The organism is Streptoalloteichus tenebrarius, assembly GCF_024171885.1.
In the GTDB taxonomy this organism is placed as follows: Bacteria; Actinomycetota; Actinomycetes; order Mycobacteriales; family Pseudonocardiaceae; genus Streptoalloteichus; species Streptoalloteichus tenebrarius.
In genome coordinates this window covers 67,494-92,418 of sequence record NZ_JAMTCP010000013.1, presented here as the reverse complement: position 1 = coordinate 92,418, position 24,925 = coordinate 67,494, and the positions used below count along the sequence as shown (strand labels likewise).

Below are 24,925 nucleotides of genomic sequence, written 5' to 3'. Positions count from 1 at the left end.
GGAAGGCGCCGGCGGCGTTGGCGGCGCCGGCGGCACCATGCCGGCTCGCGCGCCGGTCGGTGTTCCGTCCACTGTGACCATCGCTCCTCTTCGGTCTGGTGGGCGTTGTTCGTTCCGGGTCGATTCCACCGGAGCGACGGCGTCGACCGACAGCGCGCAAAGTGGACAGTTGAGACGACCAAAGTCGGGTCGGCCGGGACAGGCAGCAACTTTCGTAGGTTCTTCGTCCCGACCAAAGGCGGGCGGAGCCTCGGGGAGCGGGCGGCGACGACTACCGTGGTCGACGTGTCCCGACGTCACTGGGAATCATGGCGCCAGACCCTCTTCGACGCGGGTCCGGCCCTGTGCGTCCTCGTCGTCCTGGCGGCACTGGTCATTCGGTACGGCCTGCCCGACGACGTCAACGGCTGGACGGGCCTGGTGGTGCAGACCGGCCTCGGCGTCGCGTTGCTGTTCCGCCGCCGCGCGGCCCTGGCGGTCACGACGGCGGTCACCCTCGGCGCGGTGGCGATGCTGCTGTCCGTGTATCTGGCGCCCGGCCTGCTGGTGGACGCGGCGGACGAGGGCGCGCTCTGGGTCCCGTTGGCCACCCCCTTCGCGGTGTCCGGGGCCGTCCTGCACGCCTCCCGCCACCGCCTCACGTGGGTGTTGGCGGCGGTGCTGACGTTGATCGCCACGCGACCGTGGGACACCTCCGTCGGCGTCGTCACGGCCGGGCTGCTGTTCACCGCCGTCCCGGTGCTGCTCGGCATGTACGCCGCCGACCGGCAGCGGCTGATCCAGGCCCTCACCGACCGCGCGGAACGGGCCGAGCGGGAACAGCACCTGTTGGCCAGGCAGGCCCGCGCCGAGGAGCGCGTGCGGTTGGCGGGCGAGATGCACGACGTCGTCACCCACCGGGTCAGCCTGATGGTGCTCCAGGCGGGGGCGCTGCGGGTCACCGCGCCCGACGAGCGGACGAGGGACGCGGCCGAGGAGCTGCGCGCGGCCGGGTGCCAGGCGCTGGAGGAGCTGCGCGACCTGATCGGCGTCCTCCGGTCGTCGGCGGGGTCCCCGGCGACCGTGGCGTCCCCGGCGACCGCGGCGTCCATGGTGGACGCGGGGCCGGGCGGCTCCTCGGACGGGTCCGTCGTGCCCCTGCTGGCCGACCTGGTCGCCGAGTCCGAGTCGGTCGGCGTGCCCGTGAACCTCGTGGAGGACGGCAACCCGCTGTTCGCCTCCCCCGTGGTGGCCCGCACGGCCTACCGCGTCGTGCAGGAGGCACTGACGAACGTGCGGAAGCACGCGCCGGGCGCCGCGACCCGGGTGCACGTGCGGTACGGCGCCGACCGCGTCCGCCTGACGGTGAGCAACAGCTTCCCCACGCATCCCCGGGACACGGCCCTCTCCGCGAGCGGCTCGGGAACCGGGCTGCTCGGGCTCCGCCAACGCGTCGAGCTGGTCGGCGGGACCCTGCGCGCCAGACCCGAACCCGACGGCGGGTTCACCCTCGACGCGACGCTCCCCGCCTACGTCCCCACCACACCGATGCCGGAGAACAGCCGCCATGGGTCGTGACGTCATCCGTGTCGTCGTCGTCGACGACGAGCCCATGGTGTGCGCGCACCTGCGCACGATCCTCGGCTCCGTCGAGGACATCGAGGTGGTCGACCAGGCCCACGACGGCGCGGCCGCCGTCGAGTCGGTCATCCGGAACAGCCCGCACGTGGTCCTCATGGACCTGCGGATGCCGGGGGTGGACGGGCTCACCGCGATCGAGCACATCAGCCGGCTGCCCGACCGGCCGGCCGTGGTCGCCCTCACCACCTTCGACGTCGACCAGTACGTCCTGCGCGCGCTCCGCGCCGGCGCGGCCGGCTTCCTGGTCAAGTCGACCCCGCCGGAGGACCTGATCAGCCTGGTCCGGGTCGCGGCGGACGGCCACACCGTGCTGTCCCCGTCGGCCGCGCGCCGGCTGGTGGCCGCCTCCGCCGACGAGCACGCCGCCCGCGACCGCGCCCGCGCGCTCGTCGAGCAACTCACCGGCCGCGAGGTCGAGGTGCTGACCTGCCTCGGCGAGGGGTTGTCGAACGCGCAGATCGCCCAGCGGCTCCACCTCAGCGAGGCGACCGTCAAGGGCTACGTCTCACGGATGCTGGACAAGCTCGACTGCGACAACCGCACGCAGGCCGGGCTGCTCGCCTACGACGCCGGCCTCGTCACCCGCTGACGCCCGGCTCCGCGTCGGGCCTTCCGGGAGGACCTGATCCGCGGGTCGCGGTCAGTGCGAGAAGGGCTCCACACAGCCGAACTCGCGCGCGCTCCCCTCCACCTCGACCCTCACGCCTTCCGGGCTCACGACGCCACCGACGCACGTGACCCGTTCCACCAGCACGCCGTAGACCGAGCCCGGGGGCGGCTCCTCAGGCGCGGCCGCCGACCCGCGCCGGGGGACGACGGTGACGGCGCCGGGCTTGTGCCCCAGGTCGAGCAACGCGCGGCGCACCGCCTCCGGCGCGATGTCCCCCTTGACGCGCAACTCCTCCAGCTTCGTCCGGACCGGACCGGCCGCCCGCTCGCCCGCCTCGCGTTCGGCCTGGCTGAGCGTGGCGCGCTGCTTCCAGCCGTTGTTCTCGGCGTGGTGCGGAGCACCGTCGCCCGGGGCGGGCCTCGTCGTGGGCTCGACGGAGCCGCTCGCGGCAGCCGTGGCGCTCAGCGCGCTCGTCGTGCTCGTCGCGACCGGGAGGCTGGCCGCCCCCGCCGCCTCCGGAGTCGGCCGCTGCCCACAGCCGACCGCGCCGAGAAGCGGCAGGACCGCGAGGGCGACGACTCCGGCCCACCGACGAAGCTGAGAGGTCATGGGGCCACTCTCCCAGACGACGATCAACGCGAGGAGGAGTTCCTGGTCACCCACCCCGACCGGACCGCGGGCCACGCTCCTCGGCCGTCCACACCGAACCGCCGGACCCGCTCCCCTGTTGATGCGGCGGAAGTTTCACCGGGTCGGAACGCACCGCCGTCCGGACGGCGGCCATTCGGACGGCCCCCTCGTCATGTTTCCGCGCCGAGGGGCCTCCCATGATTACCTGGAGGTAAGTACGTTACGTCGGAGTTATTCCGCGACCGTCACCATTCACTGATTCGTTCGAGTGATTCTGTCGAACCCGCTTGACCCAGCAATGCCGGGCCAACATCCTGAACGCGGGTCTCGCCGCCGCCCGTCTCGTAATTCAGCGAAGAATTACCCCACTGGACGGTGAAAACGTCATGACGGACGACGAACGCGGTCTCAGTCGCGCGTCCTTCCTCCGTGCCGGCCTGGTCGCGGCGGCCTCGGTGCCGCTCATCGCCGGGGCGGCCCTGCCCGAGCGGGCCCAGGCATCCGACGGCCTGTTGGAGCTGACCCCCACCTGCGACGACGGGGACGACCCCACGCCGCCGCAGATGGAGGGCCCCTACTTCAAGCCGAACTCCCCGGAACGGTCGTCGCTCATCCAGGGCGTGACCGGAACGCGCCTGGTCCTGACCGGTTTCGTGTTCAGCAGGAGGTGCACGCCCGTCGCCCGCGCGTTGTTGGACTTCTGGCAGGCCGACCGCAACGGCAACTACGACAACGTGGGGTACCGGCTGCGCGGCCACCAGTTCACCGACGCGCAGGGCCGGTTCACGCTCACCACGATCGTGCCCGGCCTCTACCCCGGCCGCACGCGGCACATCCACGTCAAGGTGCAGGCGCCGAACCAGCCGATCCTGACCACGCAGCTCTACTTCCCCGGAGAACCGAGGAACAACACCGACCCCATTTTCGACCCGCGCCTGCTGATGACCGTGCAGAACGGGCCGAACGGGCGCACGGCCACGTTCGACTTCGTGCTCAACGTCCCGGGCGCGGAATAGCGGCACCCGCCCCGGTCCGCCCGGGCTCATCACTCCCCGTCGTCGCCCGGGCGGCCCCTGGGCCACCTGGTCCCACCGCTACGACCAGGTGGCCCACGGGGCCGGTCACGGCCTCGGCCCGCACAGCGGCCAAGCCTCGTCGCCGGTTCCGGCACGCACCCGGTCGGGATCGCGCGTGCCATGCTCGATCCGTGCCGTTCAACCACAACGATCACTACCACCCTCTTCTCCTGCGCCAGGTTCCGACGGGTTGCCGCCGCGCGCTCGACGTCGGGTGTGGCACCGGCCGGTTCGCCCGACGGCTCGCTGCGCGGGGCGTGGAGGTTGACGCCCTCGATCCCGCGCGCGAGGTCATCGAGGCGGCGAGGAGCGCGCCACCCGCCCCGGGTTCCGGCACGGTCCGGTTCGAACAGGTGGACATCACCAGGGCCGAACTACCGGCCCGGCACTACGACTTCATCTCCTGCCTGGCCAGCCTCCACCACGTGCCTTTCGACACCGTCACGAAGCTCCGCGCGGCACTGGCCCCCGGCGGCGTGCTGGCCGTGCTCGGCTGCTACCGCGAGGAATGGCCGATGGACGCGCCGTTCAGCCTGCTCGCCGTGCCGGTGAACGCGGTCATGCGCCTGGCGACCGCCGCGACCGAGCGCGTGACAGGACAACCGAAGAGTCCACAGGAGACAGTCGTCGCGCCGGTGGCCCGCCCGAGCACGACACTTCGCGAGATCAGGGACTCCGCGTCGCGTCTCCTGCCCGGCAGCACCGTCCGTCGCCTTCTTTTCTGGCGCTACCTTCTGGTGTTCCGCGAGGCCGCCACCCGGTGACGCGGGCGCGCCGCCAGGTTTGGTCGATGCCGCGCCGACCCCGAACACCGACGCGATCCCTCCCCAGGAGCGCCGCTCATCTGGGGTGTCCGGCCTCCGCCCAGAGTTCCCGCACGGCGGGCCAGGGGTCGTTCACGACCCGGGACGCGATGTCGAAGCGCATCGTGGCCCGTCGCCTCGGGTCATAACACGGCCAACCCGGATCTCCCGAGGTCATGAACGCGACCCAGGCGTTGTGCACCGTGGTGGCGAGCTGACGCGGCGGATTCGGTCCGGTCAGCGCCCGCATCGTGGGAGTATCGACGAGGTCGAAGACGAACGGAACCTCCAGGAAGTGGCAGGCGCCGAGCAGCCCGTCGAACGCGGGCGACCGCCATGCGAACTCGTACATGTGGGTGGACCCGGCGTGGGCGGCGCGCGCCTCCGCGAGACGGATCGCGGGAGCGCGGTAGTACCAGTCTCCCTGGAGGAGTGCCAACAGATCACCCGGACCAGCGCCGGGGTACGTCTCGCGGTAGACGGCCAGTGCCTGGGGCGCCGGAAGGCCGTACTGCGTCATGGCGGTGGCGAGGTCGACCTCGGTGATCCGGTCGAGCAGGCCGAAGGGAACCAGGGACAGCCTTCCCTCCTCGGTGTTCTGTCCTATGAGGACTGGAATGTCGGCGCCGGCTCCGGACAGGAACTGGTCGATCGGACGAGAGGGAAGGACGTCCCCGTCCCGGACCGGTTGCCAGAGGGTGACGCGGGCGGCCGGCTCACCGCCCCAGAGTCGCGCGTCGGGCCGAGCGGCGTAGTCCTTCGCGACCTCGGCCTGAGCGGAGAGCAGGCGCGGCACCGGAACGGACGCGATCGCCTCCCGCGTGGGCGCGACACCGAGCCTGAAAGCGAGGTCGTGACTGATCCGGCGCCCGGTCTCCGGCGGGAACGACTGGTTTCCGGCCCCGCTTTCCAGCACGGCGCGGTGGAACAACCCTCGGGCGCGGCGCAGGGACAGCAGCGCGCCCACACTCATCGCGCCGGAAGACTCGCCAGCGACGGTGACGTTGTCCGGGTCCCCACCGAAAGCGGCGATGTTGTCCCGCACCCATTCCAGGGCTGCGACCTGGTCGAGCAGGCCCAGGTTCGCGAGGCCGTCGTCGAGGTACAGGAAGCCGTCGGCGCCGAGCCGGTAATTGATCGCCACACACACCACGCCATCGCGGGCGAACCGACTCCCGTCGTAAATGATGTTGCCCCCGTTGTCCCAACCCCCGCCGGGAATCCAGACCATGACCGGTTGCCGGGCCGACGAACCGAGATCACGGGACCAGATGTTGAGGTTCAGGCAGTCCTCCCCGTCGACGAGGGGAGAGAACGCGTCGAACGGCGGGGACATGGGAATCTGCGGTGGCGTCGGACCGAACGCCAGGGCGTCCCGCACGCCACTCCACGGCTCGGGCCGTCGCGGCGGCTGGAACCGGCGGGAGCCGAACGGCGGCATCGCGTAGGACACGCCCAGAAACCTGTGCACCCCGGCGGAGGTGCTGCCTCGCACCGTGCCGTGACGTGTCCTGACCAGGCAGTCCCTCGGCATCTCCCCACTGTGCCCCACACCTGTCACCACGGCACCGGCAGCCGTGGCGGCAAGGCCGCCCAGGAACCATCGACGAGTGAGCCGTCCTCTCGTCGTGCCGGCGTCGGCGGAGCAAGGCGCCGACGCCCTCCCCTGGCCGTCCTCCAGTTCGTGACGTGTCATGAGAAGGACGAAACCAGCGGCCTCTGGCCTACGGCTTGAACAAATGGGACATGCCGCCGGCGAGAGCCCGTCCACGCATGGCCGCGATCTCGCTCGGAGCGCAGTGAACGAGCGCGCGAGCCTCCCGGCTGAGGTGCGCCTGGTCGGAGTACCCGGCGGCCGCGGCGACATCGGCCATCGAAGGCAGGTCCGCGCCCATCAGCGTGAGCGCGTGCTCGAAGCGGAAGATCCGGGCGACGGTCTTGGGCGGAAGACCGATCTGCTGGTGGAACCTCCGAACCAGGTGACGCCGGCTCAGCCCGAGCTGGTCCCCCAGCGTCGCGATCCTGATGCCCCCCGCGGTGTCACGCAGTCGCCGCCACGCCAGGACCACGGCGGGGTCCGGCACCGGGCCGGCGGTGATGAGCCGGGCCAGGGTGTCGGCGAGGACGGCGAAGCGCCGCCGCCAGCTTCTCTCCTCGGCCAACCGCTCCACGAGCCGCCCACCAGGCCGGCCCAGCAGTGACTCCAGGTCCGTGACGTCGTTGCTGACCAGGCCCAGGGGAAACCCCAGCAACGAGTAGGCGTCCAGAGGGTCGAGCCGCACCAGGACGCCGTGCTGGTCGCCCCTGCCGCCGAGCACCACCGTCCGGTCCCTCGGCCCCACGACCAGGAAGGTGAAGGCCCGTCCTCGACCCTCGTCGCCCGCCCGGCCGACACTGACCGGATCCCCGAACGCCACGACCAACAGCACCGTGCTCGTCGGGATCTCCTGCCGCCGGACCGTGCTGGCGAGGTGTTCCCGGTAGCCCACCCAACCGCGCGTCAGACCGGTGAGCGCGGCGGGCGGGCGGACGCAGACCGCACCGCCCGAGCGGAAGTCGGCTGGGTTCTGGGACGAGGCGTCCAACGATCTCCCTCACTCGCACAACAGTCCTTCCATCATCAAGCACCTCTGCGCGGCTCTGGTCGGTCGTGGAGTTCCAGGAGTCCCGCGAAGACGACCGCCATACGCCAGAACGGGTGATGCCGTGCCAGACCCCCACGCCGGGAGGAACCAACCTCGGCGAACCCGCCGACAACACCGATCACCGCCTGCTAGCGTCGCGGACGCACGTGGCGATCAGGAGGGGTGTCATGACCTCGACGGAAGGCGGCTTCGCCGGAGCCGCGGCCATGATGAGCGGACTGCGACAGCAGTACGACGGTCTCCGCGCCTCGGTCGACGCGGGCGGCTTCCGCGTCGAACCCGAGGCGGCCGCGAACGCCGCCAAGGCCTGTCGCGACTACATCAGCAAACTCGACTCGGTGCTGAGCGACGCCCGGCACCTCACCACGGTCACCGGCCTCGGCGACTGCCAGATCGGCAACGCTCTCGCGAACAAGTTCGCGAAGAAGGCGGACGGCGGCCAGAACTCGCTGATCCCCATCGTGCGACAGGCACAGGAGATCCTCGAGAAGATGGCGCAGACCTACGAGGAAGCGGGCCGCTCGTACCGAGGAGCCGAGGACTCCAATCGACAGGCTTTCGGAGGACATGCCGGATGAGCGACCCCCGTGCCCGTGCCGCGTTGGCAGGACTCGTCGGCGTGACGGTCCTGTTCCTCGCCGCCTGCGGCGGCGGGTCGATTCCTGGTCAGGCCACCACCCCTGAGGGCTCCGCCAGCGCGTCCGACACCTCTCCCCGGGGCGGGATCGACAAGGTCGACCCCTGCAAACTCCTTTCCGCGAGCCAGTTGTCCACGTTCGGACTCCAGACCACCGGGAAACCCGACAAGCTCGTGAGTGAGCCCTACTGTGAATACGACGGCGACCCGTTCAGCATCCGCGTGATCACGAGCCCCAACCGGAACCTCGAGAAGTTCAAGTCCGCCGGGCAGACCTACGACAGGTTCGAGCCCAACCAGGTCAACGGCCGGCCGGGCGCGAAGATCATTGTCGCCGGCGACACCGGACACGGCGGCTGCGTCCAGCTCATGGACGCCGGGCAGGGCAGCGCCCGGATCCAGGTGAACTACAAGTTCGGGAAGTACGAGGGCAAGGACCCGTGCGCCGACGCCATGGCCATCGCCAAGCTCGTCGAGCCCAACCTCCCGAAGTGACCAACCACTTCTTCGGTCCTTCGAGCCCGCCGAAGGACCACGCAGTCGACGGACAGTGAGAGGACCAGAACGCATCGGATGAGCGACACCCGCTTCCATGCCACGAGGGCAGGGCTCGTCGGCATGATGGTCATGTTCCTCGCCGCCTGCGGCGGGTCGGTGCAGGGACAGCCCTCCACGAGCGGCCCAACCGGGTCCCCCCGAAGCTCGGGGGATCTCATCGACGGGGTCGATCCGTGCAAGCTCCTGAGCGCCGACCAACTCCAGAAGGCCGGTCTCGGCGGACAGGGGAAGCCGGTGGACGGAGCCCTGGAAACAGGCTGCGAGTACTCGAACCAGGACTTCGCCGCGCGTGTCTACAAGAACAAGACCAAGAACCTCGCCGAGTACGAGAAGGCACAGCACGCGTTCGACGAGTTCGAGCCCAACCAGGTCAACGGGCACCCCGGCGCGCGGGTGGTGGCACGAGGCTCGAAGGGCAACGGCGGCTGCACGCAGGTGCTTGATCTGGGCAAGGGCAGCGTGGCCGTCGAGATCGGTTACAACTACGGGAAATATCAGGGCAAGGACCCCTGCGCCGACGCCATGGCCATTGCCAAGCTCGTCGAACCCAACCTGCCGAAGTAACCTCTCCCGGCTTTCGGTTCGTCGCCGAAGGGCCACGCGCTCGGCAAATGCTGAGAGGACCAGAACACGCCGGGTGAACGACACCCGTGCCCTTCCCGTTTGTGCGCGGCGTGGACGGCCTGGTCCGCTCATGCTTCGTACCGGTCGCGGTAAGCGCGTCAGCCCAGGTCGCGGACCGGTGGTACGGGAGGTTGTCGGTGAGGCAGCGGCGGATCATTGCGATGCCGTGAGCGGCGAAGAAGGTAACCACCGGGTGCCAGAAGGCGACCGTGGTGGTGGCCTTCTCTTGTCCACCCGTCGATGCAGCGAACCTTCCAGTAGACCATGGTCGACAGACATTCCTGTCTGGTCTCACGCTTCTGAGGCCCGAGTTATCCACATCCCCCGGAGTTGTCCACAGCCGGCGGTGTTCAGGTTCTCGCGCGGGGTTCGGGCCGATAGGCTGGAGCGGGGCTCGCCCCCCAGGGCGGGTGGGGGCTGTCCACTGGGGAGTGGAGGCGGGCCCGGGTTCCGGTGAGTGTTTTCTGTGTTGTGTCAACCCTTTCGCCGTGTTGAGGGACGGGGTTGTCCACAGGGATCGGAGTTGTCCACAGGAGACTGGCGTGGCCCTGTGTCGAGGGGTGTGCGGCGGTAGGCTGGAGCAGGGCTCGCCCCCCAGGGCGGGTGGGGGCTGACCTGGGGGAGGGTGGGGCGCGGGAGCGGGCGAGCCCGCGAGTGGTCGTCGAGCGCCGAACGCGGGCGCGGGTATTCGATCTTGACGGTGCCGGGGCCGGTGCGTTGGGAGGCGCGGGCGGACTCGGTGCCCACGCGTGCGACCGCTGTGGGTCGGCGGCGAGCCGGGCTGGTCCGTGCTTGGTCTGGCCGCCGCGGCGCCTCCACCAGCCGGCGATGACCTCGGGGTTCAGACGGGCTGACCAACCGCCCGCGTGCTGGCGCTGGAGCTGCTTCAGCCAGGCGGCACTCGGACGAGCTGATCGACGTCGAGCCCAACCGCCGCAGTAGGGGCCTAGGCGTCGGAAGTGGGTGGGCAGCCGCAGCTCTCGCGGGTGATGAGGCGGGCGGGGAAGCGCCGGATCTCGGGGGTGGACGCCGGGCGCTTCTGGAGGACGAGGTCGACGGCGGCCTCGGCCATGGCCTCGCGGTCGGTGGCGACGGTGGTCAGCGAGGGGTGGTGGAGCGCGGCCTCGGCGATGTCGTCGCAGCTCGCGACGGCGAGGTCGTCGGGCACGCCGAGGCCCAGCTCGCGGGCCGCGTACAGGACGCCGATGGCCTGGTCGTCGGTGGTGCAGAAGATCGCGCTGGGGCGATCGGGGCGGCTGAGCACGCGCAGGGCCGCGCGGGCGGCGCCGTAGCGGTCGAAGGGCACGCGATGCAGCAGGCCCCGCTCGGGGTCGATCCCGGCGTTCCGGAGGGCCTGACGCCACCCCTTGGTGCGGAGGGCGACCGGGTTGCCGGTGCGGGGGGTGCCGGCCGGCGCGTCGAAGCAGGCGACGCGCCGGTGGCCGTGGCCGAGCAGGTGCTCGACGGCGAGCGCCCCCATGGTCACGTCGTCGGCGACGACCGCGTCGGCGTCGATCAGGTCGGCCCGGTGGTGCAGCAGGACCAGGCGGGTGCGTGAGCCGCTGACCTCCTCGGCGAGGGGTTCGGCCGCCCCCTGCCGGATGAGCAGCAGGCCGCTCACCCGCATGCCTAGGAACGCGCGGACGTAGTGCAGTTGGCGCTCGTCGTCGTAGGCGGAGTTGCCGAGCAGGACCAGGTGGTCCCTGGCGAAGGCGGCGCGCTCGACGGCGTGGGCGAGTTCGGCGAAGTAGGGCTGGCGCGCGTCCGGCACGATCAGCCCGATGAGGTGCGTGCGGCGGCTGGCCATGGCCTGGGCGACGGTGTCCGGCCGGTAGCCGAGCTGGTCGATCGCCTCCAGCACGCGCTGCCGGGTGGCGGGCGCGACGGGACGCGGTCCGTTGTTGATGACGTAGCTGACGACGGCCGTCGAGGTTCCCGCCAGTCGCGCGACGTCGTCTCTCGTCGGCCTGCGCACGGTCGCCGACTCTACGCGGGTCGCGTCCCGCGAACCACGGCGGTTTCCCCGACATACGTCCACGATGTGAGAAAAGCTTGCTTCCTGGGTCTACGCGCGTCAACTTGTCTACCCGCGTAGACGACGAAGTCACCGCTGCCTCCAGGAGGGCCGACGCATGTCGCTGTCCCCGGCGCCCCTCGTGGCCGGTCCGCCCGGCGCGCCCTGGTCAGGGTCGGAGCTGCGACCGCACCAGCGGGCGGCGGTGCGCGACGTCCTGGACGCGCTGCGCGTCCGCCCCAGGGCGCAGGTGGTCATGGCCTGCGGGACCGGCAAGACCCGGGTCGGCATCGCGGTGGCCGAGCGGCTGGGGGCCGCCGACGTCGTGGTGCTCGCGCCCTCGCTCGCCCTGCTCAACCAGCTCCTGCGCATCTGGCGCGCGCACCTGCCGGGCGCGTGGACCCCGGTCGTGGTGTGCAGTGACACCAGCGTGCGCGACCAGGCCGTGATCGACGACGAGCTGCCACCCCCGCGCGCCGAGGACATGGGCGTCCCGGTCACCACGGACCCCGGCGCGCTCACCTCCCTGCTCGCGGCCACCCCGTTGGCGCGCCGCGGCCCCGCGGGCGGGACCCGCCGGGTCGTCTTCGCGACCTACCACAGCCTCCCGTGCCTGGTCGGGGCCGCCAGGGCCGCCGGCGTCACGTTCGACCTGCTGGTGGCGGACGAGACCCACCACGCCGCCGGCCGCTGGGACAGCCCCTTCGCACGCGCCGTCCGCCCCGACGACGACCCGCTCGGCCTGCCCGTTCGCCGGCGCGTCTACTTCACCGCGACACCGAGGACCGGGCGGCGCTCCCGGGACGGCTGGGTCGGCATGGACGACGAGGACGCCTTCGGGCCGGTCGCGCACCGGTTGACGTTGCGGGCCGCGATCGACGCCGGTGTGCTGTGCGACTACCAGATCGCGGTGGTGGGCGTGCAGCGCGAGGAGTGGCGGCGGCTCGCCTGGCAGGTCCAGCCCACCGACCCGCAGGTGGTGGCCGCGGCGCCGGGCGCCCCCAACCCGCAGCGCCTCGACACGCCGACGCTCGCCGCCACCTTCGCGCTGGGTCGGGCGATCAGCGAGCTGGGTCTGCGCCGGGTGGTGTCGTTCCACGGGCGCGTCTCCCAGGCCGAGCTGTACGCGCGGACGCTGCCGCACCTGGCCGCGCGGGTTCCTCGCCGGCCGCACGTCGCCCAGCGCGGCCCGGTGCGGGTGCGCGCCCTGCACGTCAACGGCGGGCACCCGGTCAGCCACCGCCTCGCGGCGCTGGCGCGGTTGCGCGACCCAGGCCCGTCGACCGCCGTCGTGGTGACCAACGTGCGGTGCCTGAGCGAGGGCATCGACGTCCCCGCCCTCGACGCGATCGTGTTCGCCAACCCGAGGACGTCACGGATCGGTCTGGCGCAGGCGCTGGGGAGGATCACGCGGCGCGCGCCGGGCAAGGAGCGCGGCGTGGTGGTGCTGCCGGTGCTCCTGCCGGACGGGGTCCCGGAGGCCGGCGTGCTGGAGCGGTCGGACTTCGCCGACATGTGGTCGCTGATGTTGGCGTTGCGCGAGATCGACGACGGGTTCGCCGAGGAGCTCGCGGAGCACGCGCGCCAGCGGGGCCGGCTCGCCGGCGGGACGGGCGGGCGCCGCGCCCTCGCGTTGCCGCCGGAGCGGGTGCGGTTGTTGCTGCCCTTCGGTCTCCCGGACAGCTTCGCCCGCGCGTTCACGCTGCGGCTGTTGGCGACGACGACGTCGAGCTGGGAGGAGCGGTTCGGCCGGCTGGAGGCGTGGGCCGCCGAGCACGGGCACTGCCGGGTGCCGGTCCGCGCGGTCGTGGGCGGCGTTCCGCTGGGCGCGTGGGTCCACCAGCAGCGGGTCGCCGCGGCGGCGGGCACGCTCGGCGCGGAGCGGACCGCCAGGCTCGCGGCGTTGCCCGGCTGGTCGTGGTCGGTGTGGGACGACAACTGGGAGCGGTCGTTCGAGGCGCTGCGGCGGTGGGCGGAACGGCACGGCCACGCGAACCCGAAGCCGCAGGACGTGCACGGCCGGGTCGCCGTCGGCCAGTGGGTCAAGACCCAGCGTGAGCAGCACCGCAAGGGGCAGCTCGACCCGGACCGGGTCGCCCGGCTGGCCGCGCTGCCGGGCTGGACGTGGTCGATCCGCGAGGACGTCTTCCACCGGCACCTCGCGGCTCTGCGCGCCTTCGCCGCCGAGCACGGCCACGCGCGCCCGCCCCGCACCTACGTCAGCCCGGACGGGCTCCGCCTGGGGATGTGGGTGGTCAACCGCCGTCGTCGCGAGCGGACGTGCACGCCGTGGCAGCGGCAGCAGTTGGAGTCGCTGCCCGGGTGGACGTGGGCCGCCCCGCCCACTCCTCGGGGCGGGAGCCAGAGCGGGGCCACCGGGCGGTCGACCGTCCACTGAGGACTTCTCCTTCCCTGGAGGTTCCTCTCCGGGAGGTGTCCTCTCCGGGAGGTGTCCTCTCTGGAGGGTGGAGAGCGCCGTGGTGCCACGGAAACGGTTCGCTTCCCTTCGCCCGGATCGCGACGCCACGCCGAAGCGATCACGACGACAGGCGTGTGACAGACCACATCGGCGAGGTGTGATCGGCACGCGGAGCAACGGCTCGCGGGAAATCTGACCACGTATCGTCGAATTCCTTGCGGGCGCAAAATGCTCAGCCGGACCACCTGGCCCGTGGGAACCGGACTCCAACCACATCGTTGTCAGGTGTAAGGCATGATCGCCCTCGATGGGGAACAACCGTCGGGAGCCGTGGGACACGGCGATCACCCCCACCCGCGGTGGCGCGGGAGGTCGGGCCGTGGACACCGGGGCGGGCGGCGCGGCGCGGACCGTGCCGCCACGCGCGACCACCACCCCCGCGCACGCGCGGCGGGCGCCGGCTCCCGGGCCGCGGTGGATGAGAGGGGCGTATGGGCACGAGGAACCCCCGTGTCGGCGCGAACCGGGCCTGGCTCGTCTACCTGATCGTCGGGTTCGTCCTGGTCGGCGGCTACTACCTGATCCCGACGACCGGGCAGGGGCGCGTCGTGCGGATCGTGGTCTACTGCCTGGTCAGCGCCTCGGCCGCCGTCGCCGTGTTCGTCGGCGTCGCCCGGCACCGACCACGGCCCCGACTGCCGTGGCTGCTGCTGGGGCTGAGCCAGCTCGTCTACGCGACCGCCGACGCGAGCTTCTACGTCTCGCACTACCTGTTCCGGATCACGGCCTTCCCGTCGGTCGCCGACCCGTTCTACCTCGGGCACTACCCCTTCGTCGTCGGCGGCCTCGTGCTGTTCATCCGACGCCGCTCCCCCGGGCGTGACCTGCCCGGCGTGCTGGACGCGGCCGTGCTCGCCGTGGTGGCCGGCATGCTGTCGTGGCTGTACCTGATCGGCCCGCAGGCCCGGCTGCACGCGCCGACGCTCGTCAAGGTCACGTCGATGGCCTACCCGATGATGGACCTGGCCCTGCTGGCCGTGTCGCTGCGGCTGATCCTGGGACCCGGTCGCCGACCGGTCTCGTTCTTCCTGCTCAGCGGCAACCTGGTCGCGTTCCTCGCGGCGGACACCAACTACGTCATGCAGCAGCTCGCGGGCACCTACCACGCGGGCAACGGGCTCGACGCGATCTGGCTGAGCGGGAACCTGGCGCTGGGCACGGCGGCGCTGCACCCGACGATGGCCGGGCTGGGCGAGCGCGGCCCGCTCCGGGAGAACAGCGCCGGCCCCATGCGCATCGTGGCGTTGTGCGCCGCGGCGCTGGTCGCGCCCGCGACCCTGCTCCTCCAGCACGCCAGCGGCTCCCTGCGGGACGTCCCGGTCATCGCGGCGGCGTGCGCGTCGCTGTTCGTGCTCACGATCGCCCGGCTCGCGGTGCTGGTCGCCGACCAACGACGACTGGCGATCACCGACGGGCTGACCGGGCTGCACACCCGCCGCTTCTTCGAGGCCCAGCTTCCGCTGGAGGTGGCGAGGGCGCGGCGGGGCGACAGCTCGCTGGCGGTGTTCATCATCGACGTCGACCACTTCAAGTCGATCAACGACCGGTACGGGCACCCCGCCGGCGACCAGGTGCTGATCGAGGTCGCGGCACGGCTGCGGGCCGCCGCCAGGGCCGGCGACGTGCTCGCCCGCTACGGCGGCGAGGAGTTCGCGTTACTCGTGCCCGGCGCGCGCCGCGAGGAGCTGGAGCGCATCGCCGAGCGCCTGCGGCACCAGGTGGCCAGCAGCCCGATCACCGTGGGGGCCGACACCTGGGTCCCGGTGACGGTCTCGGTCGGCACCGCGAGCTTCCCGCACCACGGCGACGGGCCGCAGGCCCTCGTCGCCACGGCCGACCGGGCCCTGTACGCGGCGAAGGCGGGCGGCAGGGACCGGGTCGTGATCGGCGAGCCGCCGCAGCCACCGCCGGACCTGACGGAGGCGGTGACCGACGCGGCGGACCTGGCGTTGATCGACTACCTGCACCGGCTGGCCGACGAGGTGGACGCCATGCTGTCCACGGTGGAGCACAGCCGGGCGATCAGCCGGTGGGCCGGCGCGCTGGCCGTCGAGCTGGGCCACGACGCGGCGGTCGCCCGCCGGGTCGAACTCGCGGGACGGCTGCACGACATCGGCAAGATCGTGGTGCCCAAGGCGGTGCTGACCAAGACCACGCCGTTGACCGAGGAGGAGTGGCGGCTGCTGCGGCAGCACTCCGAACACGGGTTCCGGCTCACCAGGGTCGTGCCGGGGCTGGCGGGGGTCGCGCACGTGATCCGGCAGCACCACGAGCGCTACGACGGGGCCGGCTACCCGGACGGCCTGTCCGGCACGGAGATCAGCGTGGAGGCGCGCATCCTCGCCGTCTGCGACGCGTGGGCCTCCATGCGCTCCAACCGGCCAGGCCAGCCGGCGCTGAGCGAGGAGGAGGCGTGCGCGCGCCTGCGCCTGCGGCGCGGCACGTACTTCGACCCTGACGTGGTCGACGCCTTCCTCGACCTGCGACGCCGGGGGCTCGTCGGGGACCTCCGCCGCATCCAGCCCGAGGCTCCGGCGACGCAGCGCGACGCGGGTGTCTCGCTCTGACGGCTCTCTATCCGGCGATCTCGATCTGACGGTCTCGATCTGACGGTCTCGATCTGACGGTCTCGATCTGACGGTCTCGATCTGACGGTCTCGATCTGACGGCTCTCAATCCGGGCATCTCACTCTGGGGGCTCACTCTGGGGGCTCACCCTGGCTCTCCGTCGGGTGTTCTCACTCCGAAGGCCTCGCGGGGCGCAGGGCCGTGTGCGACCGAGATCCGCTTCCCTCTTGATCACCCCGTGGGGCCGGTGGGCACCGAGATCCGGTCTTCGTGGTCACCCGGGTGGGGCTTGTTCGGTGTGTCCATCCGTTCAGGCGACATCGCCGATGGCTTTTTTGTCAGTGCCCCGTGCGATGTTCGAGATGGGGGGACCCCCTACTACAGGGCTGAAGGCGAAATGATCACGCCTGTCCAGGCCGGATCGCGTGGGAATTTCCCCCTGGTATGAGGGACTTCGGCGCCGCGTCGGGGTTCGCCTCGGGTTGGCCTCGCGCAGCCACCCGCCTGAGGGGTCTTCCCCAGATCCGCCTGTCCGGGGGACACCACGCATGGCCTTTTTGTCAGTCCCCCATGCGACGTTTGAGATGGGGGGACCCCCTACTACAGGGCTGTAGGCAGCCTTCGATCTTGGCTGGCGGGCGGACGGGCTGGCGGGCTGGCGGTGCCACCGCCGCTCTCCGACAGGGTCCCCTTCGTGCCGGGCGGGCAGGCGCAGGCAGGGCAGGCGGTCCACCGCCGCTGTCAGCCAGGGGAACACTTCGCGTGCCCGTGCCGAGCGGACCTCAGAGGACCGAGAAGCCCGGCGGGAGAGGGTGGCGGCCGGTGAGCGCGAGGAGGGCCTGTTCCCCGCGCCCGGCCGCGAAGGCCAGGTCCGCCGCCAGCCGCAGGCTCTCGTGGAGCGCCAACGGGGTGTCGGGGGCCGGCAGGGCGAGGGCGGTGGCGAGGTCGCGGGTGTGCACGGCCAGCTCGAAGGTCCGGGTGGGCAGGTAGTCGATCAGCCGCATGCCGCCGAGCCGGGTGGTGACGCCGGTGTCGTCGGGTGTGCGGGCCACCAGCACGAGGACGCGGTCGCACAGCTCCGCCACCGCCCCCGCCGGGTCGCCGCCGAGGGCGCGCCCGGCGTCCCTGCCCCGCTCCGCGACCTCGCCCTGGTCGATCGCCGAGGCCGCGCGGTAGTACGCGACCGGGTCGGCCAGCTCGACGCGGGTGGCCGGTCGGGACAACGCGGTCTCGACGGTCGCGAGCGCGCGGCTGGTGTGTCCCACCAGGTCGAGGACCGTCCACTCACCCAACGCCCGGCGGCGCCAGCCGTCCGGTCCGACCTGGCTGACCAGGTCGCGGAAGGCGCGCCCCGCCTCGGCGTAGGCGTGTCGACGGGTCACGGCCTCGGTCGTCATGCGCCCAGACAACCACGACGGCGCGACGGCACGCGCGACGACCAGCCGGGCTCGGCGGGGGGTTCAGCCGGCCTGGTCGGCCAGGGTGTTCCAGAACATCAGCTCGTAGTCCTGGAGCATCCGCGCGTACCGGCGGGCCAGGGTGAGGTCCTGCCCGGCGTCGAGCGCGGACTGCACGACCGCGAGCGCCTGGTCCTCCATCTCCGGCGCCGGAGTGGCGAAGAAGTCGAAGAAGCCGCACGCGCGGTCGTCGAACCCGTAGTGCTCGCGCAGGGCCTTGCCGAGGGTCGCGCAGTACGCGCCCCACGCGGCGAAGTTGACGGCGAGGGCGAGCACGACGGCGTGGGGCTCGCCGTTGAGCGCGAGCCAGGCCAGGTACGAGGGGTAGCCCTGGCAGCCGGGCGTGGGCTCGTGCTCGGACAGCGTCGCCGGGACCAGGCCGCAGGCGACGGCGAGGTCGGCGAGGCGGGCCAGGGCGACGCCCTCGCCCTGGGCGAGCCCGGTGAAGTACTCCCTGGCCCTCGGGTCGGTCGCCCTGGCGGCGAGCGCGAGGAAGCTGCTCCAGTCGCTGGAGATCACGTGGTGTTGCTCGGCGGCGAGGGCGGCGACCACGGACAGGGGCGCGCGCCCCGTCGCCACCAGGGGGACCAGGCGGTTGGCTCCCTCCTCGTGGGTGAGCTCGCGCCGGATCGTCGCCAGCAGGTCACGGGCCGAACGGGTCATCGTGTCGCGCTCCCGCCTCCGCGCGCCGCGGGCGCGCCGTGCTCGGACGTCGTCGGTCCTCCCGGAGGTCACCGGGAGGACCGCCAGACTAAAACAAGATCACCGATCACGGCACGCCCCTGTTGACCGTGACTGATCTTGCGCGGAAACCCTGGAGGCACTGGCGAGGAGGCCGAGGGCGCTCCGGTCCTGACACGTGGCCCTGTGCCGGCCCCGTCAACCGCCGTCTGGCGGACCCCCGGCTCGTCCGCCCGGTCGGCGGGGAACGCCGCCGTCCTCCTGCTCCCGGCCGTAAGAGACCGGGAGCAGGAGCGACACAAGGCGACCTCGGCCATGGTTACTGGGAAGCACGGCGACCTCGACCACGGTCACTGGGAAGCACGGCGACTCCGGCCACGGTCAACGGGAAGCGCGACAAGCGCACCGATGGGTCAGGATGGCGGCCCGAGTGAGGTCACGCGGGCCGGGTCGACCACAGAACGCTCACCGTCCACTTGGGACAGTCAGCGCACGAGGACGTCCAGCAGCCGTTCGAGTTCCGCCTCCGGGTCGGCGGTCAGCCCGGTGTGCACCGGGCCGGCCTGGAGGATGGTGCTGCGCGGCGCGGTCAACCAGCGGAACCGCTGCCCCGGCGTCATGTGGCTGCCCGCGGGGCCGCCCCCCTCCCCTCCGACGCAGGTCCGCTCCACGGCGTCGAGGGCGGCCCGCACCGCGTCGACGTCCACAGTGGAGTCCAGCGCGCGCACCCTGTCCGGGACGAGGTGCGTCCTGGCGGCCAGGAAGTCGCCGGCCTGGCAGTAGAGCAGGACGCCGACGTTGATCCGCTCGTTGCGCTCGATCCTCGGCACGAGCTGGATGACCGCGTACTCGAAGGGGCTGCGCCGACCCTCGGGCCGACCCTGCTGGTTCACGCTCATGCCGCCACCTCCGGCAGCCAGACGGTGGAGGACGACGCGCGCTCGGCGAGGTGGCGGACGTAGGCCGCCCGCACCGCGTCGACCCCGTCGAACCCGGGCTCGTCGGCCAGCCACTCGTCGGGGACCAGCGCGACGACCTCGTCGAGCAGGTCCGGGGTGACCAGCGCCGACAGCTCACGGTCCACAGCGGACAGATCCCTGACGAAGGGCGCGAGCGCGTGGTCGCCGGCGTCGTAGGGGCGGCGCGCCGCCTGCTCCGCGTTCCGCCAGTTGTGGTGGAAGATCAGCGAAGCGCCGTGGTCGATCAGCCAGAGCTCGCCGTGCCACACCAGCAGGTTCGGATTGCGCCAGCTCCGGTCGACGTTGCCGATGAGCCCGTCGAGCCAGACCACCCTGGCGGCCAGCTCGGGGTCGGGCGCGAAGGACACCGCGTCGAAGCCGAGGGCTCCCGGCAGGAAGTCCACGCCGAGGTTGCGCCCCGCGCTGGCCCGCAGCAGGTCCTGCACCTCCTGGTCCGGCTCGGCCGGCGCCAGCGCGGGGTCCAGGTCGACCAGCGCCAGCTCGGGCGTGCGCAGGCCGAGCCGGCGGGCCAGCTCGGCGCCGATCACCTCGGCCACCAGCGCCTTCGGTCCCTGGCCGGCGCCACGGAACTTCACGACGTAGGTTCCGAGATCGTCGGTCTCGATCACTCCTGGCAGGGACCCGCCCTCGCGGAGCGGTGTCACGTACCGCAGCGCGGTCACCTCGGGAAGCACGTCGACGAGCCTAACCGGCGGCGGACACCCCCTCCGAACGGATTGGGCCGGCCCGGACCGGCCGGCCAGTCCGTTCGAACTGGGCCGGCCGGCCGGACCGACCGAACGGACCGACCGACCGAAGGGACCGACCGGACTGGGCCGGGCCGAGTGGCTCAGGGCCGGGGGCGTGCCACGATCAGGAACCGGTGCGTGTGGACCTCCAACGGCACGTCGCGGTCCATCCGCTCGTGCAGCTCGCGCAACCGGTCGCGGTACTGGTCCACGTCGAAGTCCGGGACCTGCCATGGGGCGATCCGCAGGAACGACACCACCGCGCCGACGTCGGTGAAGGTCGCGACGGGCCGCTCCTCGCGCCGGTCGAGGATCTCGAAGTCCGCGGCCTCCAGCTCGGCCACGGCCGCGTCCAGCGTCCACTCGCGGTAGCCGTGGGGCGGCGCGCCCAGGGCCGCGTTCAGCTCCTCCAGGTCGCGCCCGCCGACCTGCTGGGTGAGGAACGTCCCGCCCGGCGCGAGCACGCGCCGGATCTCCTCGGGGTCGTAGGACTCGTGCCGGGAGGAGACGAGGGCGAACGAGCCGTCCGGGAACGGCAGGTGGTCCTCGTCCTCGTCGGTGACGTCGACGACCTCGACGCCCAGCGGCTCCAGGTTCGCCCTGGCGACGGGCACGTTCGGCGCGAAACCCTCGGTGGCGGCGGTGCGGGCCGGCAGCGGCGCGAGCGAGGCGAGCAGCTCCCCGCCCCCGGTGCCGAGGTCGAGCAGCGAGTCCACCTCCGGGATGCGGGCGCGCACCAGTTCGGCGAAGTCCCAGGACGGCGGGGTCTCGGTGTAGCGCCCGGCGAAGAACGCGTCGAAGTCCCACCCTTCGAGGTCGCTGCGCAGGGCCTGGTCGATCACGGCGTCGAAGTCCACGCCACCACGCTACAGACGAAGATCACGGGAAGCCGACAACGCGGGTGTACGACATCCGCCACACGGCCTGACTGATCGCCCGCAGCACCGCGCCGAGGCGGGAACACCGCCCGTCTTCTCCTCTTACCTCAGGTCAGCCCCCTCCCGCCCTGGGGGGCGACCCCAGGACAGCCTATCGCCCACGGCCGGGCCGCCGCAGGGGCAAGAACGCGAGCTGTGGACAACTCGGTCGCCTGTGGACAACTCCGCCCCCGCGCTCCCCCACACCAACCGTCCGCCAACCTTCACCCCACCCGAGACCACGGCGGAACCTGGCCCGCCCTCACACGGCTATGCCCGGCCCCGAAGAACACGGGGCCGGGCACGGCCGGGAGAGAACTGGATCAGCTCACGGTCACGCAGTGGCGGTCCGAGCGGATGGTGCCGGTCTTCTCCGCCTTGAAGCAGGCCCGGCCGGCCTGGCTGGGCGTGATGGTGGCGTTGCCGTTGGCGTCGGTGGTGGCGCCGCCGACGGTCGCGCCCGCCACGGGCTGCCCATTGCGGCCGTCGATCACCTTCAGCGTCACCGGCTTGCCGACGGTCCCGCTGGTCGGGCCGTCCAGCTCCAGCAGCGGCTTGTCGTAGCCGTCATAGGCCCACAGCACGCGCTCGCCCGCCTTGAGCTTGTACTGGCAGCCGCCGACGTCGGGCAGCTTGTAGTCGACGGCGAGGTTCCAGAACTTGGTGGTGGTCTGGGAGGCGTCGGCGATCCTGGAGACCAGGAAGTCGTCGAACTCCTGGTAGTAGGGGCCGTCCCAGGTGAAGTTGTTCTTCTTGGCCGCGTCGTCCAGCGCCGCGGTCGGCGTCGGTCCCGGCGTCGGGTTGGCGTTGTTGTTGGTGCCGTCGCACTGGTGCGTGCCGCCGGCCGCGGTGGTCACCGCGTGGCCGGACGTGGCGACGACGCCCTCGAAGATCGTGCGGTCCGGCCCCTCGATCCGCAGGTTCACGTACGCGGTGCCCCCGTCGGCGGGAACGGCGGGCGCTGCCTGCGCGGCGCCGGCGAACACCGACCCGACGAGCGCGGTGGCACCGGCCACAGTGGACACCAGCCACGACTTCCTCGACGTGCTCACGACATCCCCCATGCTCTGGTCGAACGGCGTTGACCGAAACGACGCCGACGCTACCCCCGATCGGGGTCGTCCCAGTCCGACCGGACGGAGTTTTCAGTCGAACGCCCGGAACACGACAGATTCCATGACCCACCGTCGCGCGTGGGGCGAGAACCGCTCCCCCGTTCGGTCGCTTGCGTGATCGTCCGACAGACCACGGCGACGGCGCCTCACGCGGGGAGCAGGGACCAGGCGCGGGCGACCTCGTCGGCCACCGCGCGGACGCTGGGCCGCCCCGCCGAGGACTCGCGCCAGGCCACGGCCACCTCCCTGGCCGGAGCCGGCTCCAGCGGCACCGCCACGACACCCGCCGGCAGGGACGGGCGCGCCAGGCGGGGCACCATGGCCACGCCCACCCCGGCCGCGACGAGCGCCAGTTGCAGTTCGTACTCGCCGTAGCAGCGCACCACCGGGTCGTCGACCAGGCTGAACAGCAGGTCGTGGCAGATGGTGCCCGGAGGCTGGGCGAGCCAGTCCAACCCGGACAGCTCGGCGGTCGACACGGCCGTGCGCTGCGCGAGCGGGTGGTCGGCCGGCGTCACGAGGTCGACGACGTCCTCCCCCAGCCGTCGCCACGCCACGCCCGCCGGCCACCGCAGCCGCATGCCCCGCCAGTCGTGCACGACGACGAGGTCCACCCCGCCCCTGGCCAGGTCCTCCAGCGCGGGGTAGGGGTCGACCTCCAGCAGTCGGACCCGCAACCCCGGGTGCCGTCGGGCGAGAGCGGGCAGGACGGTCGGGAACAGGGCGCGGCAGGCGGTGGCGAAGCTGGCGACGGTGATCTCCCCGACGACCTCGCCCTGGGCCGTCTCCAGGGCGACCTCGGCCCGCTCGACCGCGTCCAGCACGCGCTCCGCGTGGTCGGCGAGCACCCGGCCGGCGTCGGTCAGCCGCAGTCGCCGGCCGTCCCGTTCGACCAGGTGGGAGCGGGTCTCGCGTTCCAGCTTGGCGAGTTGTTGGGAGACCGCCGACGGGGTGCAGCACAGCACCCTGGCCGCCTCGGTGACGGTGCCGTACGACGCGAGCGCGTGCAGCGCCCGGAGCCTCCCCAACTCAATCATGAAGCGACACTAACAAGAGGGTCGCAGAACAACGCGATTGTGCTTAACGTTCGCCGTCCTCAGGATCGATCGCGTGCGACCACGTCACCTCCTCCTCGCCGTCGGCGTGGCCTTCGTGTGGGGCTTCAACTTCGTCGTCATCCACGTGGGCCTCGGCCAGCTCCCGCCGCTGTTGTTCAACGCGCTCCGGTTCACGCTGGCGGCGTTCCCCGCGGTGCTGTTCGTCGGCCCGCCCCGGGTGCGGTGGCGGTGGGTGCTCCTGGTCGGCCTCGCCCTCGGCGTCGCCAAGTTCTCGCTGTTGTTCGCCGGGATGGCGGCGGGCATGCCGGCCGGCCTGTCCTCGCTCGTCCTCCAGTCGCAGGCCGTCTTCACGCTGGTGCTGGCCGTGATTCTGCTCCGCGAGCGGCCCGACCGGCGGCAGATCGTGGGCATGGCGGTGGCCGTGCTCGGCCTCGTCGTGGTCACGCTCGGCGTCGGCCCCGCCCGCCCGCCGCTGGCCTTCGCCCTGGTCATCGCGGCCGCCATGGCGTGGGGCGTGTCCAACGTGGCGACCCGCAGGGCCGCGCCGCCGGACAGCTTCCGGTTCATGGTCTGGGTGAGCGCGGTCGTCCCGGTCCCCGTCCTCGCCCTCTCGCTGCTCACCGAGGGCGTGGACACCGACCTGCGCGCCCTGGCCTCGTTGGACCTGACCGGCGTCGGGGCGCTGGTGTACGTCGCGGGGGTGTCCACGCTGCTCGGCTTCGCCGTGTGGGGCCGCCTGCTGCGCACCTACGACGCGGGCACGGTGGCGCCGTTCTCCATGCTCGTGCCCTTCTTCGGGATGACCTCGGCCGCGCTGCTGCTCGACGAGAGCATTCGCCTCACCGACGTGCTGGGTGGGATCGCGGTCGTCGGCGGCGTCCTCTACGGCGCGGTGCGCCGGCGCGGGGCGACCTCCGCCGGTGCGGCGTCGACGGAGAAGGCCGGTTCCCCTTCCCCTGACCAGGCGCTGAGTCATTCCCGCTGACCAGCGCCTCCGGCCCCCGTGCCCCCGCGTTTCCCGCGTTCCCGCCGAGGACGCGGCGAGGGCACGGGGGCTCCTGTCCTCGTCGTCGTTCTCCTCGTGGTGGGCGCGGGTTCTCGTCGTGGTGGGCGCGCCCACGGGTCCTGGCCGCCCTCGTCGGCGAACCCCGGAGAGGATCTTAGGGTGCCCTTAGTAAGGTGTGCCTGACCCGGTCCGCGCCGGGATCGACCCGACCAGCCGACCCGGACGGAGGACCACGTGGCCACCCGCTCGTTCGACGACCACTACTACGACGTCCCGGACCTGCGGGACGCCGTCGCCCGGTTCGGGCTGGTCGGCGCCCTGGAGCGGGTCAACAGCCAGGCCATCCACCCCGACCTCCCCGCGTTGCGGTCGTGCTGGCGCGAGGCGTCGACCCAGCACCAGTTCGGCGGCGTCCCCCGGCTCACCAGCCTGGAGATCCACCTCGCCACCACCGCCCCGGTGCGGCAGACGGCCTGATCGACCGCGGGGTCCGGCGACCAGGGCCACGGCGCGTCGGCAGCCGGTCGAGCACGTCACCGGACTCGTCATCTCGCTTCCCTGGGACCGCGAGCGCGGGGAGGCACCTCCGGCGGGCCAGCGCCCAGCCAACACCCAGACCGTCCACAGTGGACTTGGCGCCGACAGGACGGGCGGGAGCGCCCGACCGCCAGCCCATGACCCGCTTCCGTCCACAAAGGACTAATGAGGTCCGGCGGGGC

Annotated in this window: 22 protein-coding genes; 11 read left to right on the top strand and 11 right to left on the bottom strand. The window is 72.2% G+C overall.

Features of this window, described 5'->3' with window-relative positions; all coding sequences use genetic code 11:
* Positions 1 to 285: 285 nt before the first annotated feature.
* Together LX15_RS33115 and LX15_RS13965 are read left to right on the top strand one after the other, a co-directional pair.
* Positions 286 to 1,557 carry a sensor histidine kinase gene (locus tag LX15_RS33115; RefSeq protein ID WP_253670001.1) on the top strand — a complete coding sequence of 424 codons (1,272 nt, stop codon included), beginning with the start codon at positions 286 to 288 and terminating at the stop codon, positions 1,555 to 1,557.
* The gene (locus LX15_RS13965) at positions 1,547 to 2,209 is read left to right on the top strand and encodes a response regulator (protein ID WP_253670000.1); all 663 of its coding nucleotides are present in this window, start codon (positions 1,547 to 1,549) and stop codon (positions 2,207 to 2,209) included. Before LX15_RS33115 ends, LX15_RS13965 begins: the two co-directional genes overlap by 11 nt.
* A gap of 51 nt (positions 2,210 to 2,260) precedes the next feature.
* On the opposite strand, the gene LX15_RS13960 is transcribed toward LX15_RS13965, so the two are convergent.
* Positions 2,261 to 2,839 carry a hypothetical protein gene (locus LX15_RS13960; protein WP_253669999.1) on the bottom strand — a complete coding sequence of 193 codons (579 nt, stop codon included), beginning with the start codon at positions 2,837 to 2,839 and terminating at the stop codon, positions 2,261 to 2,263.
* A gap of 407 nt (positions 2,840 to 3,246) precedes the next feature.
* Here LX15_RS13960 and LX15_RS13955 point away from each other — a divergent pair, with 407 nt between their 5' ends.
* On the top strand, positions 3,247 to 3,876 hold the full coding sequence (locus LX15_RS13955; RefSeq protein WP_253669998.1) for a dioxygenase family protein: 630 nt from the start codon (positions 3,247 to 3,249) through the stop codon (positions 3,874 to 3,876).
* A 191-nt stretch (positions 3,877 to 4,067) separates the two neighbouring features.
* Positions 4,068 to 4,700 carry a class I SAM-dependent methyltransferase gene (locus tag LX15_RS13950; RefSeq protein ID WP_253669997.1) on the top strand — a complete coding sequence of 211 codons (633 nt, stop codon included), beginning with the start codon at positions 4,068 to 4,070 and terminating at the stop codon, positions 4,698 to 4,700.
* 76 nt (positions 4,701 to 4,776) lie between these two features.
* Here LX15_RS13950 and LX15_RS13945 read toward each other — a convergent pair whose 3' ends face one another.
* The gene (locus LX15_RS13945; RefSeq protein WP_253669996.1) at positions 4,777 to 6,273 is read right to left on the bottom strand and encodes a carboxylesterase/lipase family protein; all 1,497 of its coding nucleotides are present in this window, start codon (positions 6,271 to 6,273) and stop codon (positions 4,777 to 4,779) included.
* A 190-nt stretch (positions 6,274 to 6,463) separates the two neighbouring features.
* A complete protein-coding gene (locus LX15_RS13940; RefSeq protein ID WP_253669995.1) occupies positions 6,464 to 7,324 on the bottom strand; it encodes a helix-turn-helix domain-containing protein in 861 nt (286 codons plus the stop codon).
* Positions 7,325 to 7,389: 65 nt separating this feature from the next.
* On the opposite strand from LX15_RS13940, the gene LX15_RS33110 reads away from it, so the two are divergent.
* From LX15_RS33110 to LX15_RS13925, 3 genes are all read left to right on the top strand, one after another.
* Complete coding sequence (locus LX15_RS33110) at positions 7,390 to 7,962, top strand: PE domain-containing protein (protein WP_253669994.1); 573 nt, start codon at positions 7,390 to 7,392, stop codon at positions 7,960 to 7,962.
* Positions 7,959 to 8,516, top strand: coding sequence for a DUF3558 domain-containing protein (locus LX15_RS13930; RefSeq protein ID WP_253669993.1), 558 nt, complete (start codon positions 7,959 to 7,961; stop codon positions 8,514 to 8,516). Before LX15_RS33110 ends, LX15_RS13930 begins: the two co-directional genes overlap by 4 nt.
* Positions 8,517 to 8,594: 78 nt before the next feature.
* Positions 8,595 to 9,143: a DUF3558 domain-containing protein gene (locus LX15_RS13925; RefSeq protein WP_253669992.1), complete on the top strand. Its 549-nt coding sequence runs from the start codon at positions 8,595 to 8,597 to the stop codon at positions 9,141 to 9,143.
* A 1,006-nt stretch (positions 9,144 to 10,149) separates the two neighbouring features.
* Here LX15_RS13925 and LX15_RS13920 read toward each other — a convergent pair.
* Complete coding sequence (locus LX15_RS13920) at positions 10,150 to 11,178, bottom strand: LacI family DNA-binding transcriptional regulator (protein WP_253669991.1); 1,029 nt, start codon at positions 11,176 to 11,178, stop codon at positions 10,150 to 10,152.
* A 157-nt stretch (positions 11,179 to 11,335) separates the two neighbouring features.
* On the opposite strand from LX15_RS13920, the gene LX15_RS13915 reads away from it, so the two are divergent.
* Positions 11,336 to 13,615 (top strand): DEAD/DEAH box helicase, encoded by a 2,280-nt coding sequence (locus LX15_RS13915; protein ID WP_253669990.1) that lies wholly within the window; start codon positions 11,336 to 11,338, stop codon positions 13,613 to 13,615.
* Positions 13,616 to 14,127: 512 nt separating this feature from the next.
* Positions 14,128 to 16,263 carry a diguanylate cyclase gene (locus LX15_RS13910; RefSeq protein WP_253669989.1) on the top strand — a complete coding sequence of 712 codons (2,136 nt, stop codon included), beginning with the start codon at positions 14,128 to 14,130 and terminating at the stop codon, positions 16,261 to 16,263.
* A 783-nt stretch (positions 16,264 to 17,046) separates the two neighbouring features.
* Here LX15_RS13910 and LX15_RS13905 read toward each other — a convergent pair.
* The 7 genes from LX15_RS13905 to LX15_RS13875 all read right to left on the bottom strand — a co-directional run bounded on the left by LX15_RS13905 (position 17,047) and on the right by LX15_RS13875 (position 23,179).
* Entirely contained in the window at positions 17,047 to 17,661 is a 615-nt protein-coding gene (locus LX15_RS13905; RefSeq protein ID WP_253669988.1) for a maleylpyruvate isomerase N-terminal domain-containing protein, read from the bottom strand.
* 63 nt (positions 17,662 to 17,724) lie between these two features.
* Positions 17,725 to 18,384 (bottom strand): thiaminase II/PqqC family protein, encoded by a 660-nt coding sequence (locus LX15_RS13900; protein WP_253669987.1) that lies wholly within the window; start codon positions 18,382 to 18,384, stop codon positions 17,725 to 17,727.
* Between the two features lie 503 nt (positions 18,385 to 18,887).
* Complete coding sequence (locus LX15_RS13895; RefSeq protein ID WP_253669986.1) at positions 18,888 to 19,301, bottom strand: DUF3037 domain-containing protein; 414 nt, start codon at positions 19,299 to 19,301, stop codon at positions 18,888 to 18,890.
* On the bottom strand, positions 19,298 to 20,056 hold the full coding sequence (locus LX15_RS13890; RefSeq protein ID WP_253669985.1) for a HipA family kinase: 759 nt from the start codon (positions 20,054 to 20,056) through the stop codon (positions 19,298 to 19,300). The genes LX15_RS13895 and LX15_RS13890 overlap by 4 nt, the downstream gene beginning before the upstream one ends.
* Before the next feature lie 155 nt (positions 20,057 to 20,211).
* On the bottom strand, positions 20,212 to 20,967 hold the full coding sequence (locus LX15_RS13885) for a class I SAM-dependent methyltransferase (RefSeq protein WP_253669984.1): 756 nt from the start codon (positions 20,965 to 20,967) through the stop codon (positions 20,212 to 20,214).
* 383 nt (positions 20,968 to 21,350) lie between these two features.
* Positions 21,351 to 22,079 carry a DUF4430 domain-containing protein gene (locus LX15_RS13880; protein WP_253669983.1) on the bottom strand — a complete coding sequence of 243 codons (729 nt, stop codon included), beginning with the start codon at positions 22,077 to 22,079 and terminating at the stop codon, positions 21,351 to 21,353.
* 209 nt (positions 22,080 to 22,288) lie between these two features.
* The gene (locus tag LX15_RS13875) at positions 22,289 to 23,179 is read right to left on the bottom strand and encodes a LysR family transcriptional regulator (protein ID WP_253669982.1); all 891 of its coding nucleotides are present in this window, start codon (positions 23,177 to 23,179) and stop codon (positions 22,289 to 22,291) included.
* A 73-nt stretch (positions 23,180 to 23,252) separates the two neighbouring features.
* On the opposite strand from LX15_RS13875, the gene LX15_RS13870 reads away from it, so the two are divergent.
* Together LX15_RS13870 and LX15_RS13865 are read left to right on the top strand one after the other, a co-directional pair.
* Complete coding sequence (locus tag LX15_RS13870) at positions 23,253 to 24,185, top strand: EamA family transporter (RefSeq protein WP_253669981.1); 933 nt, start codon at positions 23,253 to 23,255, stop codon at positions 24,183 to 24,185.
* 255 nt (positions 24,186 to 24,440) lie between these two features.
* Positions 24,441 to 24,683, top strand: a complete 243-nt coding sequence (locus tag LX15_RS13865; protein WP_253669980.1) for a hypothetical protein — start codon at positions 24,441 to 24,443, stop codon at positions 24,681 to 24,683.
* Positions 24,684 to 24,925 lie beyond the last annotated feature (242 nt).